The sequence below is a fragment of the Sphingopyxis indica genome (assembly GCF_900188185.1).
Classification (GTDB): Bacteria; Pseudomonadota; Alphaproteobacteria; order Sphingomonadales; family Sphingomonadaceae; genus Sphingopyxis; species Sphingopyxis indica.
Genome location: NZ_FZPA01000002.1, coordinates 80,425 through 93,371 on the forward strand (window position 1 = coordinate 80,425; position 12,947 = coordinate 93,371).

The following is a 12,947-nucleotide window of genomic DNA, read 5'->3' on the forward strand; positions in this document are numbered from 1 at the left end:
AGCCAAATTCGCGCGCCATGCGGGAAAGAGAATAGCGAAAATGAAGGCCTGGCGCTTTGCGGTGGATCGCGGGGGCACGTTCACCGATGTCGTCGCGACGACCCCCGGCGGGCGGTTGGTGACCGAGAAGCTGCTATCCCAAAACCCCGGTTTCTATTCCGATGCGGCCAGCGAGGCGGTGCGGCGGCTGATGGCGCGCCACGGCGCGGGGCCGATCGCCGAGCTTCGCATCGGCACGACGGTGGCGACCAACGCGCTGCTCGAACGCAAGGGCGAACGGCTGGCGCTGGCGATCACGCGCGGTTTCGGCGACGCGCTGCGGATCGGGACGCAGGCAAGGCCCGAAATCTTCGCCCGGCATATCGTGCTGCCCGAGCAATTGCCCGCGCGCGTGATCGAGGTCGACGAGCGGGTCGGGGCCGATGGCGCGGTGCTGCGGTCGCTCGACGAGGTGCAGGCGCGGGCCGACCTCGCGGCCTTGCGCGGCGAGGGTTTCGATGCGCTGGCCATCGTCCTGATGCACGGATGGCAGTATCGCGATCACGAGGCCCGGCTGGCCCGGATCGCGCGCGACATCGGCTTCGCGCAGGTCAGCGTCAGCCACGAGGTCGCGCCGCTGATCCGCCTCGTCCCGCGCGGCGACACGACGGTAGTCGACGCCTATCTCTCGCCGGTGCTGCGGCGTTACACCGACCAGCTGCAAGCCAGCCTTCCGCCGAGCGGAACACTACGCTTCATGCAGTCGAACGGCGGCCTGGCCGAAGTCGGCGCGTTTCGCGGCAAGGATGCGATCCTCTCCGGCCCGGCGGGCGGCGTGGTCGGCATGGTCGCGGCGAGCGCCCCGCTGGGCCACCGCAAGCTGATCGGCTTCGACATGGGCGGGACCAGCACCGATGTCGCGCATTATGCCGGAACTTACGAGTTGACCGGCGACAGCGTGGTCGCGGGGGTCCGGATCGCCGCGCCGATGATGCAGATTCACACCGTCGCGGCGGGCGGCGGCTCGATCTGCCGCTTCGACGGCTCGCGTTTCCGGGTCGGGCCGGAGAGCGCGGGCGCCGATCCCGGCCCGGCTTGCTATCGCAAGGGCGGGCCGTTGACCGTGACCGACTGCAATCTGTTCCTCGGCCGGATCGACCCGGCCTTCTTTCCCGGCGTCTTTGGCCCGAACGGCGACGAGCCGCTCGACCCGGCGGCGGCGAAGGCGCGGCTGGCCGAGGTCGCGGCGATGCTGCCCGAACCGAAGTCGCTGCACGAAATCGCCGAGGGCTTTCTGGCGATCGCGGTCGATAATATGGCCAATGCGATCCGCAAGATCAGCGTCGCGCGCGGGCATGACGTGACGACCTATGCGCTCGCCTGTTTCGGCGGCGCGGGCGGGCAACATGCGTGCAGGGTCGCCGATGCGCTGGGGATGGAGACCGTGCTCGTGCATCCGCTGGCGGGGATATTGTCCGCCTATGGCATCGGCCTCGCGCCGGTTAAGGCGATCCACGAGGTCAGCCTCGTACGACCGCTCGGGGAGGACTTCGCCGACGATCTCTCGACGCTCGAAGGTCAGGCGCGGCAAGCGTTGCTCGATCAGGGCATAGCCCCCGAGGCCATCGTCCTCGAAAGCCGCGCGCGCCTGCGCTTTGCGGGCAGCGACAGCGCGCTCGCCATCGCGTGCGGCGACCGGGCCGAAATGGATGCGACCTTCCGCACGCTCCACCGCCGGCGCTTTGGCTATTCGGACGCCGAGACCGCCATCGTCGTCGAGGCACTGAGCGTCGAGGCGAGCGGGCATTCGGGCGGCCTCGGCGCGGTCGTGCCGCAACCCGTCGCCGCGCTTGGCAAGGCTTCGGGCGATTGGCCGACCATCGAGCGTGCGGCGATGCAATCCGGCGAGACGGTAAGCGGGCCGGCGCTGGTGATCGACCCCGGCTCGACCACCGTGGTCGAGGAGGGCTGGCAGGCGCGGCGCGAGCAGGAAGGGAGCCTGGTCCTGACGCGCGCCGCCGCGCTCGTGCGCGACCGCGCGGTCGGCACGAAGGTCGATCCGGTGCGCCTCGAGATATTCAACAATCTGTTCATGGCGATCGCTGAGGAGATGGGGGTCGTGCTCCAGTCGACCGCCACCTCGGTCAACATCAAGGAACGGCTCGACTTTTCCTGCGCCCTCTTCGACCGCGCCGGCGCGCTGATCGCGAACGCGCCGCACATCCCCGTCCATCTCGGCAGCATGGGCGACAGCATCGCCCGCGTGATCGAGGCGCGCGGCGCGTGCCGGGACGGGCGCGGCTTCCGGCGCGGCGACGCCTATGTGCTCAACGATCCCTATCGCGGCGGCACCCATTTGCCCGACATCACGGTGATCGTGCCGGTCTTTTATGGCGAGGAAAGCGCCGAGCCCGATGCCTTCGTCGCCGCGCGCGGCCACCACGCCGACATCGGCGGCATCGCGCCGGGGTCGATGCCGCCCGAGAGCCGCACGATCGAGGAAGAGGGCGTGCTGATCGACAATGCCCTGCTCGTCGACGAGGGACGTTTTCAGGAGCGGGCGATGCGCGAATTGCTCGCCGCGGCGACCTTTCCGGCGCGCAACCCCGACCGCAACCTGTCCGACCTGCGCGCCCAGCTCGCCGCCTGCACGCGCGGCGCCGACTGCTGCAAGGCGCGGCGAAGGAACAGGGCGCCGAGGTGGTCGCGGCCTATATGGACCATGTCCTCGCCAATGCCGAGGAAAGCGTCCGGCGCCTCCTCGACCGGCTCGACGAGGGCAGCTTCGCCTATGAAATGGACAATGGCGCGGCGGTGAAGGTCGCCATCCGGATCGACCGCGCCGCGCGCTCGGCGGTGTTCGACTTCACCGGCACCAGCGGCCAGTTGCCGGACAATTTCAACGCCCCGCGCTCGATCACCCGCGCCGCCGCGCTCTATGTGCTGCGGACGCTGATCGACGATGCGATCCCGATGAACGACGGCTGTCTGCGGCCCGTCGAACTGGTCGTGCCCGAAGGGTCGATGCTGAACCCGAAACCCGGCGCGGCCGTCGTCGCGGGCAATGTCGAAACCAGCCAGGTGGTCACCGATGCGCTGTTCGCCGCCACCGGGCGGCTCGCGCCGAGCCAGGGGACGATGAACAACTTCACCTTCGGCAACGAACGCTATCAATATTATGAGACGATCTGCGGCGGATCGGGCGCCGGGCCGGACCATGACGGGACCAGCGCCGTGCAGACGCACATGACCAACAGCCGCCTCACCGATCCCGAAATCCTCGAAACCCGCCTGCCCGTGCGGCTCGACCGTTTCGCGATCCGCCGCGCCTCGGGCGGAGCGGGGCGGCGCCGCGGCGGCGACGGGGTCGAACGGCGGGTGACCTTTCTCGAACCGATGCGCGCCAACATGCTCGCCAATCGCCGCCGGATCGCGCCGCGCGGCATCTGCGGCGGCGACGACGCGCAGCCGGGGCGCAACTGGGTCGAGCGCAGCGACGGATCGCGCGAGGAACTGGGGGCGACGGCGTCGGCGGACATGCGACCGGGCGACGCCTTCGTGATCCTGACGCCCGGCGGCGGCGGATTTGGCGAAGAAGCCGAATGAACTACTGGCCGCTCCTCGGCATTGCCATCGTCGTCGTCGGCTTTGCACTGCGGTTCAATCCGCTGCTGGTGGTGGTCGGCGCGGCGGTGGCGACGGGCGTGCTCGCGGGGCTCGATCCGCTTGCTGTGATCGAGGCGCTGGGCAAGGCCTTCAACGACAATCGCTATATATCGGTCACCTGGATCATCCTGCCCGTGATCGGCCTGCTCGAACGCTATGGCCTGCAGCAACGTGCCCGCGCGGTGATCGAGGGGATGCGCGGGGCGACCATGGGCAAGCTGCTGGTCGCCTATCTGGCCTTCCGGCAAATCACATCGGCGCTGGGCATGAAGGACATCGGCGGCCATCCGCAGGCGGTGCGCCCGCTGGTCGCGCCGATGGCCGAGGCGGCGGCGATGAAGACCCACGGCGAATTGTCGGGCGACGAGCGCGACAAGGTCAAGGCCATGGCCGCCGCGACCGACAATGTCGGCCTGTTTTTCGGGGAAGACATTTTCTTCGCCATTGCCTCGATCCTGCTGATCCAGGGCGTATTCGAGAGCGCGGGCTATCGCCTGACACCCCTGCAGCTTTCGATCTGGGCGATCCCGACCGCGATCTGCGCCTTCCTGATCCATGGCGCGCGCATTCTCGCCTTCGATCGCAGGCTGGGGAGCGTGTCCCGGTGATCACCTATGAATGGCTCTATGGGCTTGCCGGCGCGGCCTTTACCATCTGGTCGCTGCTGTCGCTGCACGATCGGCGCTGGGGCAATGCCGGCTTCTGGGCGCTGCTCGCCGCGAGCTTCCTGATCGGCAGCCATGTGTCCGACCTCGTCAACGGGCTGCTGGTGCTGGCGATGGTTGCGATCGCCGGGCTCGGCGGGCTGAAGCGAAGCGACCCGCCGACTACCGGCGCCGAGGAACGGCAGCGCCTGTCGGCGAGGCTCGGCAACCGGCTTTTCCTTCCCGCGCTGATCGTGCCGCTGACCGCGGTCGCGGGGACCTTGCTCTACAACTACACGCCGCTGGGGCAGACCGGACTGTTCGAGGCGCGGCGCGAGACGCTGATCCTCTTCGGGGTCGGCGTGGTGGTGGCGCTCGGGGTCGCGATGCTATGGCTGCGACCGCCGCTGCTCGCGCCCGCGCAGGAGGGACGGCGGCTGCTCGACTCGATCGGCTGGGCCGCGATTCTGCCGCAGATGCTCGCCGCGCTGGGCGCCGTCTTTGCGCTGGCGGGCGTGGGTGAGATTATCGGCGGACTGGCGAGCGCGGTCATTCCCCAGGGCAGCGTGTTCCTCACCGTCCTCGTCTTTGCGCTCGGCATGGCGCTGTTCACGATGATCATGGGCAATGCCTTCGCCGCCTATCCGGTCATGGCGGCGGCGATCGGCATTCCGCTGCTCGTCCAGCAATATGGGGGCAGGCCGGCGGCGATCGGCGCCGTGGGCATGCTCGCGGGCTTTTGCGGGACGCTGATGACCCCGATGGCGGCGAACTTCAATATCGTGCCCGCGGCGCTGCTCGAGCTCAAGGATCAGAACGGCGTGATCCGCCAGCAGATCGGGACCGCGCTGGCGCTCTGGGTCTGCAACGTCGCGATCATCTATGTGGGAGCCTTTCTGCTGTGGAACTGACCGGGGATCTCGCTCGCCGTTTCGCCAGCGTCGCGCTCGGCCATGTGACGCGGCCCTATCCCTATAAGGACGATCATGTCTTCGAAAGCGACGCGGACGTCCGGCCGCCGCGCGCCGCGCATCCCGTTTTTTTCGGCAGCTTCGACTGGCACAGCTGCGTCCATGGGTGGTGGACCCTACTGACCTTGCGGCGGCACTATCCGGACATGCCCGAAGCGGCGTCGATCGCGGCGCTCGCGGACGAAAGTTTCACGCCCGCCAAGCTCGCGGTCGAGCTCGCCTATCTCGACCGGGCGACGTCGCGGGGGTTCGAGCGGCCCTATGGCTGGGCCTGGCTGCTCTACCTGCATCGCGAAGCCGAACGGCACACGGACCGCGAATGGGCGGCGCATCTCGCGCCGCTGGCACGGGCCTTTGCGATGCGCCTGCGCGACTATCTGAAGATCCTGACCTACCCGATCACCGTCGGCACGCATTTCAACACGGCGTTCGCGCTCGTGCTTGCGCGACGCTGGGCCTGCGGCCGCGATGCGGCGCTGGTGGCGCTGATCGACGCGTGGGCGGAGCAGGCCTTCGGCGATCGCAGCGACTATCGCGGGTGGGAGCCGGGGGGCGACGAATTCCTGTCCCCCGTTCTGACCGCCGCCCTGCTGATGGCCGAGGTCCGTCCGCGGCCCTCTTTCGCGCCCTGGTTCAAAGCGCTGGTGGTGGCCAATGGCTGGCTTGCGCGCGAATGCCGGCCGGTTTTCGTTTCGGACCGCAGCGACGGTAAGATCGCCCATCTCGACGGCCTCAACCTCAGCCGCGCGTGGTGCCTGCGCGCCATCGCCGGGACGCTCGGCGACGAGGGGTTGCAAAAGCCGCTGGCGCAGCTCGCGGACCATCACCTCGAGGCGGCGCTGCCGCATGTCGCCGGCGACTATATGGGCGAGCACTGGCTTGCGAGCTTCGCGCTGCTGGCATTGCTCGTGCCGGAATGAAATTTGGCGAAACCCGGTTTACGGCCGGGGCGCTCGCCAGCCGGCGTCGCGCGCCGCGCGTTCCGCGTCGGCGTCGAGCGGGCCATCCGCCGTCATCATGGCGGCCGCCGTCGCCGCCAACTCGCCCGAGGACGCCTGGCGATAGGCGCCGCCAGCTTCGCTGCGCGCCGTCCGTTCGAGCTGCCAGCGTCCGTCGTCACGGCACCCTATGCCCGCCAGCGCGCCACTGTCGAAGCTGCGGCAATAGCGCCCTTCGCGGTCGCGGAAGCTGAGGCCGATGCGCACCCGTGCATTTTGCGGCTGGTTCGAGGCAAGCTGGCTGTCCAACGCCTTCGCCAGCGCTCCGGACGCAATTAGCCGGCCCTGCTCGGATGCAATGTCGGCGGCAGGCGCCCAGGGCTTGAGGCCGATCGTCAGCCCCAGCGCGAGCGAGGCCGCGATCGCCCCCCAATGGATTGCGGCAAACTGCGATCGCTTTGCCTCGCGCCGCGCGGCAAGGCTGGTGTCGATCTTGCCATCGGCCGCCAGGAGCGTGCGCAGCCGTTCGGGCACGGGCTCTTCGGCAATCGGTGCATAATGTGCGGCCAGTCTGCCCCTGAGCGCCCGATGCCGGGCTATTTCGGCGGCCAGCGCCGGGTCGGCTTCGGCCTCGCGTTCGATCCGGCGCGCGGTTGGACCGTCGAGTTCGCCGTCGACGAACGCCGCCACGGTTGCAGGGTCAAAGGTCATGCCGCCTCTCCCAGTAGATGCATCAGCGTCTCGCGCCCCCGTGCGAGGCGCGACGTCACGGTCCCGATCGGCACGCCCAGTATCTCCGCCGCTTCGCGATAGGCATAACCCTCGACAAGAACCAGCATCACGACCTCGCGCTGCTCGTCGGGCAGACGTGCCATTGCGCTGTCGACATCGCCGCGCATCGCGCCGGCCTCGACCTCGGCCGCGCCGTCGCCCGCGATCTGGACTACGGCATCGTCGATCGGGACATGCGCCCCGCGCCGGCCCGCCGCGCGGCGTTCGTCGATCCAGAGGTTGCGAGTGATGCGATACATCCAGCTATCCAGTTTCGTCCCTCGTTGCCATTGGCCCTGCGACTTCAGCGCACGTTCAACCGCCGCCTGGCACAGATCGTCCGCACTGCCGGCGTCGCGCGCCAGCCCACGGGCAAAGCGGCGCAGGCGCGGCAAAAGCTCGACCAGTTCCTCTTCGAAGCGCATCGTCGCCTTTTCGTCCGTTCGGGGAAGAAACGACAGCCTTTTACCGTTTCTTCCATATCGTGCTAAATTTTTGCGCCGACGGGGAGCGAAGGTCAAACAGGACAGGATATGCGATTACCGACCGCCCTATTGCTCGCCGCAAGCCTGCTGCTGACCGGGCCGGGCGCATCCGCCCAGATCGGATTGCCGTCGGTGCGGCTTCCCGATCCGACGCAGACATTGCCGCCGCTCCCCTCGATCGGTGCCGAGCCATTGGCGACGGTGGACGATATGCTGGCCGGCTTGCGGCTCGACCGGATCGCTACCTTGCTGCGCCAGAATCCGGACCGCGTCGAACTCGACGAGCGCGGCGAGCCGGCGGTGCGCGCTGTTCTGATCGCAAGCGGCATCGACGACGCGATGGTGTCGCGCGCGGCCGGTGAGGGTTTCGCGCTTCTCCACCGCGAGCATATCGAAGGCCTTGGCCTCGACCTCGCGCGCTTTCGCGTGCCCGACGGACGCAGCCTTGGCCGCGCGCGCAAGCAGCTCGCGAAGCTGCTTCCGGACGCCGAGGTCGATGTCGACAATCTCTATTTTGCAAGCGGAGGCAACGCCGCGGCCGGCCATGCGCCGCTATCGGCGGCGCTGGCGGCCACGAGCGGCACCGGGACGGCGGCGCTTGGCCTGATCGACGGCGGTGTCGCGGCGCATCCCTCGGTCGCCGGGCGGGTCGAACAGCGCGGCTTCGCAACCGGCGCCCCTGCGCCGAGCCGTCACGGCACCGCTGTCGCATCGCTGCTGATCGGCGAAGGCAGTGTGCGCGGATCGGCGCCGGGGGCACGGCTGCTGGCCGCCGACGTCTATGGCGTCGATCCTGTGGGCGGCAGCGCCAGTGCGATCGCCCGCGCACTCGGCTGGCTTGTGCAGAATGGCGTTGCGGTCACGACGATCAGTCTCGTCGGCCCCGACAACAAATTGCTCGCCATCGCCGTCACCCGCGCCCAGCAGCGCGGGATGCTGATCGTCGCGGCGGTCGGCAACGACGGCCCCGCCGCGCCGCCCGCCTACCCCGCCTCCTATCGGGGCGTATTCGCGGTCACCGGCGTCGATACGAAGGGACGCGCGCTACCCGAGGCCGGCCGGGCCCTGCATGTCGATTTTGCCGCACCCGGCGAGGCTGTGCTCGCCGCGACCGGGGTGGCCGGGACCGACAGGATGCGCGGAACCTCCTTTGCCGCGCCGCTCGTCGCGGGGCGGTTGGCGCGACGCTACCCCGCGCCCTCGGTCGACCGCATCGGCCCGGCCATCGCGGGACTGGTTCTGGAAGCCCGCGACATCGGCAAAAGGGGTCGCGATAAAATTTATGGCCACGGCCTGATTTGCGGAACGTGCGGCCGCTGACCATCACCCACAATCGGTCCGGAAGAAATTCCCGGCCGCCGTCGTTCTCTCCTCAGGCCCATCCCCTCGCGGCCGCAAATTCAGGAGTAGGACAAATGGCAAATCATATTTTCACCTCGACCATGGTGCTCGCGGCGTCGGCTCTGGCCTTCTCGGCTCCGGCCTCGGCGCAGCTGCTCGGCGGCGGAGGCGGACTCACCGGCGGGCTCGGCGGCACCTTGGGCGGCACGCTCGGCCACCCGGCCGGTCCCATCGGCGGCACGCTGGGCTCCGCGGGAGAACTTGCGGGGTCGGGACGCGGCGAAGCCCATGTCGACCGCCGCGCGGGCCGCGTGCAAGGCAAGGGAAGCGGCGACGCGAGCGGCAGCGGATCGGCCGTTGGCGGCAGCGACCTGATCGGCAACGCGATCGGCGGCAGCGCTGAAGGTTCAGGACGTGCCCAAGGCGGCGGCAGTCTCGATGCGCAACTCATCGGTACCGACCATGTCCGCCAGGCGGGCAGCAGCGCGGCCGGGACCGCGAAGGGCGCCGCCTCGACCGCGACCGGAACCGCCAGCGGCGCCCTTGGCGGCGTTCGCGACCAGGCGGGCGGCGCGCCTTCAGGCGCGGCGGGCGCTGCGAACGGCGCCGGATCGGCGGCTGGCAACTTCGAAGGCAGCCTCGGCGGGCTCGCCGCCGCCGGCACCGGCGCGGCGAACGGGGCCGGCATGTTCGCGGTCGAACCAGGCATGGCGGTCACCGACGCGCGCGGCAAGGTGATCGGCCATGTGCAAGCCGTCCGCCAGACCGGCCGCGGCCTTGTGCAATCCGTCACCGTCAAGGCCGGCGATCGCTTCGCGACGCTTCCCGCGACCAGCTTCACGGGATCCGGCGATGTCCTCGTCACCGGCATGACCAGGGGCGAGCTCAGGAAGACCGCCAAACAGCAGGAAGAGGCATCGGCCGAACCCCGGCCGCAGCGTAAGGGCCAGCCGGCGCCCGAATCCGCCGCGGCGCGCGGCAACGCCGCCGAACGCCGCGGCGCGCACGCCGACTGACCATTGGAAACCCGGAAAGGATAATGCGCCGGCCTTCGCGCCGGCGCATATTTTTGCCGTCGCGGCAAGCGGAGAGAAAACCGGATGACGAGCGAAGATGACGCATTTTCGAGCCGATCGCCGGGAAGGCCGATACGTCCGCGTCCTGCGCCGCTTGCAGCGCCTCCCCGCTCGCGGAATTGGGGAGCGGCGGCAAACCCGCTATGAGCCCACCGCCAGCGCGCTCGCATGGCGGCGACAACAAAAGCTCGTCAGTGCTTGTCATGCGCCAATCACGCTGCTAGGGGCGCCCCTCGTTGCCGCTTTAGCTCAGTTGGTAGAGCACATCATTCGTAATGATGGGGCCACAGGTTCGAGTCCTGTAAGCGGCACCAGTCCTCCCCCTGAAAATGGACCGCTGCTGCTGGATTCGGCGACTGTCCTTTCGCGTCCGCGCCTATTTGCAGGAGCGAAAGACCGTCCAAGCGGCCCCAACATGGCAAGCCTACCTGATTCCGAGGATGTTTGATTAAATCATTTATGCCAAGCTGACGATTGTGCCGCCGAGCGGTGGCGCTTTGGTAATGTGCTTGATCGGACCCGCGGTTGAACAAGGAAGAATCCGGCCACCTCGGCGCCGATCTGCCAGCGCCGCTTCTGCTCGTCGAAGATGAGCAGATCATGCATGTTCGTCTGCGATCGATTCTGGGCGCGCTGGGCTACACCGAAGAGGTGCTTTCCTTCGCGTCGAATCTTGCCGAGGCCAAAGCGCTGCTTGCCGCCCAGCCTTTCGCCATGGCCTTTGTCGACATCGGGCTGCCCGACGGCAACGGCGTCGACCTGATCGGCGAAATGCACAGAAATGACCGCGCGTTGCCGATCCTCGTCATCTCGGCGTGGAGCGACGAACAGATCATTCTCCGCGCGCTTCAGGCCGGCGCGAGCGGCTATCTGTTGAAGGAACGCGACGATATCGAGATCACGCTTTCGATCCGCAGCGTCCTGCGCGGCGGCGCCCCGATCGACCCCTTTGTCGCGCGCCATATTCTGGCGATGATCGGCCCGCCCGAAGCACCCGCCGAGGCCCCGCCGCCGCCCGCCGCCGGTCCACCTCTCACGCCGCGCGAGATCGAGATATTGACGCTGGTCAACAAGGGCTTCACCAACAAGGAGATTGCGGAACTCGCCGGATTGTCCCCGCTCACGGTCGAATGCCATATCCGGAATATCTACAAGAAGCTGGCGGTGCGTTCGCGGACCGAAGCCGTGTTCGAAGCGCGGGCGCATGGCTTCCTGCCTTAGGTGGTTCGCCTGGCTCGCGATCTTCCTGTTCGTGCCAAGGCCCGCGGAAGCGCGCCCGGCCCCGCTATCGTTCGAAAGCGTCGAAGCCGCGAAAGCGGACTGGGATTCGCAAGCGCCGCCGATCGCAGGCTGGCACCGCGTGGCGTTGCCCGACGACTGGTCGACGCGCTGGCCCGGCCATGACGGTGTCGTCTGGTATCGGCTGACCTGGACGCAGGGGAACGCGGCGCAGCCGGTCGGGGTGGCGGTCGATTACTGGACGCTGGCGGGGGCGGCCTTTCTGAACGGGCAACCGATCGCGCGCGATGCGCAATTGACCGAGCCGCTGTCGCGTTCGTGGAACCGGCCGCGACACTGGCTGCTCACCGCGCCGGCGTTGCGCGAAGGCCGCAACACGCTTCTTTTCCGGGTTTCGGGCTATGCCCGATATCAGCCGGGGCTCGGCCCCGTCACGATCGGCGATCCGACCCGCGTGCAGGCGCATTATGAGGCGGTGCGCAAGATGCGGCGCGTGCTGCCGCTGTTCAATATGGGGATCACCGCCGCGCTCGCCATCTTCTTCCTCGCCATCTGGCTGCTTCGACGATCGGAGACCTCCTACGGCTGGTACAGCCTCGCGCTGCTCGGTTGGGCGGGATATTCGCTCAACCTGGTGGCCACGCGGCCGTGGCCGTTCGCCACGAGCGATGGCTGGGCGCGCGCGACGCTGAGTATGCTGATCCTCTTCGCGGCGAGCTATTGCATGTTCGTCATCCGGTTTCTCGAACGGCGCTCGCCCCGCATCGAACGGCTGCTGTGGGTGAGTGTCGCTTGCGCCATCGCCGCAATGTGGCTCGTGCCGCACCATCTGATCGGCGTCACGCGCACCATGCTCGCAATCGCGAGCGTCGCGCTCTATTTCGCGACCGCCGCAATGTTGTTCGCCAAAACCTGGCGCAGCCCCCGCGTCGATTATTGGGTGCTGAACCTGACGCATGGGCTCATGCTGATCGCGGGCGCGCACGACCTGCTGGTCTTCATCGGAATATCGCGGGACAATGTCTATTATTCGTCGATCGTCTCGCAGGTTCTGATCGTCTGCATGGCGGTCGTGCTGGCCCGGAAATTCGTTTCGGCGATGCGGCGCGTCGAGCATTTCAACGAACAGCTGAGCGCCGAGATCGCGGTCGCCCGAAACGAACTCGCCGACATGCTCAATCGCGCACATGCGCTGGAACTCGAACGGACCAAGCTGGAAGAGCGGATGCGGCTTGCCCATAATCTGCACGACGGCATGGGGGCGACGCTGGTCAACAATATCGCGATGCTGGAGCATGACGGACGCGCGGTTTCCACCCCCCGTTTTCTGTCGATCCTGAAGGAATTGCGCGAGGAACTGCGGCTCGTCATCGACATGTCGGCAGGGGTTCGTCCGGCCGACCAGCCGCTGGCGGGATGGCTCGCACCGCTGCGTGCCCGGCTGACCCTGTTGTGCGAGAATCGCGACATCCGGTGCCGCTGGAACCTCGACGACCTCGACGGTTTCACGCTGCCTGCCGCGAACAGTCTCGATATCATTCGCATCGTTCGCGAGGGGTTGACCAATGTCATCAAGCACAGCGGCGCCAGCGAGGTGGAGGTTGCCGTCAGGCAGGGGGACGCGGCCCTTCGCATCACGATCGTCGACAATGGACGCGGGTTCGAGGAGCGGTCCACCGGCGAACGCGGAATCGGACTTCAGAGCATGGCCTCGCGCGCCGCGCGGCTGGGCGGAACGTTCGACATCGCCTCGGCCCCCGGCCGAACCGCTCTGACCGTCACCATCGCCCGGCCGGCGGAGCAATAGGGCCGCGAAATCCTTGCGAGCGATGCGGCG

At 68.1% G+C, this 12,947-nt stretch carries 9 protein-coding genes, 1 tRNA gene and 1 pseudogene; 9 read left to right on the forward strand and 2 right to left on the reverse strand.

Annotation, left to right across the window (positions count from 1 at the left end; genetic code table 11):
- Positions 1-40 precede the first annotated feature (40 nt).
- The 4 genes and pseudogenes from CHB69_RS04815 (at position 41) to CHB69_RS04830 (ending at position 6,180) form a co-directional block, all read left to right on the forward strand.
- Positions 41-3,585: pseudogene (locus tag CHB69_RS04815) on the forward strand (hydantoinase B/oxoprolinase family protein).
- The gene (locus CHB69_RS04820) at positions 3,582-4,253 is read left to right on the forward strand and encodes a DUF969 domain-containing protein (RefSeq protein ID WP_089214872.1); all 672 of its coding nucleotides are present in this window, start codon (positions 3,582-3,584) and stop codon (positions 4,251-4,253) included. Before CHB69_RS04815 ends, CHB69_RS04820 begins: the two are co-directional and overlap by 4 nt.
- Positions 4,250-5,200, forward strand: coding sequence for a DUF979 domain-containing protein (locus CHB69_RS04825; protein WP_089214873.1), 951 nt, complete (start codon positions 4,250-4,252; stop codon positions 5,198-5,200). Before CHB69_RS04820 ends, CHB69_RS04825 begins: the two co-directional genes overlap by 4 nt.
- Positions 5,191-6,180 carry a DUF2891 domain-containing protein gene (locus tag CHB69_RS04830; protein ID WP_089214874.1) on the forward strand — a complete coding sequence of 330 codons (990 nt, stop codon included), beginning with the start codon at positions 5,191-5,193 and terminating at the stop codon, positions 6,178-6,180. Before CHB69_RS04825 ends, CHB69_RS04830 begins: the two co-directional genes overlap by 10 nt.
- Positions 6,181-6,198: 18 nt before the next feature.
- Here the strand turns inward: CHB69_RS04830 and CHB69_RS04835 are convergent, their stop codons facing one another.
- Both CHB69_RS04835 and CHB69_RS04840 read right to left on the reverse strand, forming a co-directional pair.
- Positions 6,199-6,909 carry an anti-sigma factor family protein gene (locus tag CHB69_RS04835; protein ID WP_089214875.1) on the reverse strand — a complete coding sequence of 237 codons (711 nt, stop codon included), beginning with the start codon at positions 6,907-6,909 and terminating at the stop codon, positions 6,199-6,201.
- Positions 6,906-7,394 carry an RNA polymerase sigma factor gene (locus tag CHB69_RS04840; RefSeq protein WP_089214876.1) on the reverse strand — a complete coding sequence of 163 codons (489 nt, stop codon included), beginning with the start codon at positions 7,392-7,394 and terminating at the stop codon, positions 6,906-6,908. Before CHB69_RS04840 ends, CHB69_RS04835 begins: the two co-directional genes overlap by 4 nt.
- A gap of 108 nt (positions 7,395-7,502) precedes the next feature.
- Between CHB69_RS04840 and CHB69_RS04845 the strand changes: the two genes are divergently transcribed.
- The 5 genes from CHB69_RS04845 (at position 7,503) to CHB69_RS04865 (ending at position 12,917) form a co-directional block, all read left to right on the forward strand.
- Positions 7,503-8,774, forward strand: coding sequence for a S8 family serine peptidase (locus CHB69_RS04845; protein WP_089214877.1), 1,272 nt, complete (start codon positions 7,503-7,505; stop codon positions 8,772-8,774).
- A 95-nt stretch (positions 8,775-8,869) separates the two neighbouring features.
- Positions 8,870-9,811, forward strand: coding sequence for a hypothetical protein (locus CHB69_RS04850; protein WP_212541889.1), 942 nt, complete (start codon positions 8,870-8,872; stop codon positions 9,809-9,811).
- Between the two features lie 298 nt (positions 9,812-10,109).
- A tRNA-Thr gene (locus CHB69_RS04855) sits at positions 10,110-10,185 on the forward strand.
- Positions 10,186-10,396: 211 nt separating this feature from the next.
- The gene (locus CHB69_RS04860) at positions 10,397-11,092 is read left to right on the forward strand and encodes a response regulator (protein WP_212541890.1); all 696 of its coding nucleotides are present in this window, start codon (positions 10,397-10,399) and stop codon (positions 11,090-11,092) included.
- Positions 11,076-12,917: a sensor histidine kinase gene (locus CHB69_RS04865; protein ID WP_089214878.1), complete on the forward strand. Its 1,842-nt coding sequence runs from the start codon at positions 11,076-11,078 to the stop codon at positions 12,915-12,917. The genes CHB69_RS04860 and CHB69_RS04865 overlap by 17 nt, the downstream gene beginning before the upstream one ends.
- Positions 12,918-12,947: the final 30 nt, after the last annotated feature.

Excerpts from the sequence above, each read along its gene's own strand:
- CHB69_RS04840 (WP_089214876.1), bottom strand. The coding sequence starts at position 7,394 with ATGCGCTTCGAAGAGGAACTGGTCGAGCTTTTGCCGCGCCTGCGCCGC.
- CHB69_RS04850 (WP_212541889.1), top strand. The coding sequence starts at position 8,870 with ATGGCAAATCATATTTTCACCTCGACCATGGTGCTCGCGGCGTCGGCT.
- CHB69_RS04845 (WP_089214877.1), top strand. The coding sequence starts at position 7,503 with ATGCGATTACCGACCGCCCTATTGCTCGCCGCAAGCCTGCTGCTGACC.
- CHB69_RS04865 (WP_089214878.1), top strand. The coding sequence starts at position 11,076 with ATGGCTTCCTGCCTTAGGTGGTTCGCCTGGCTCGCGATCTTCCTGTTC.
- CHB69_RS04835 (WP_089214875.1), bottom strand. The coding sequence starts at position 6,909 with ATGACCTTTGACCCTGCAACCGTGGCGGCGTTCGTCGACGGCGAACTC.
- CHB69_RS04820 (WP_089214872.1), top strand. The coding sequence starts at position 3,582 with ATGAACTACTGGCCGCTCCTCGGCATTGCCATCGTCGTCGTCGGCTTT.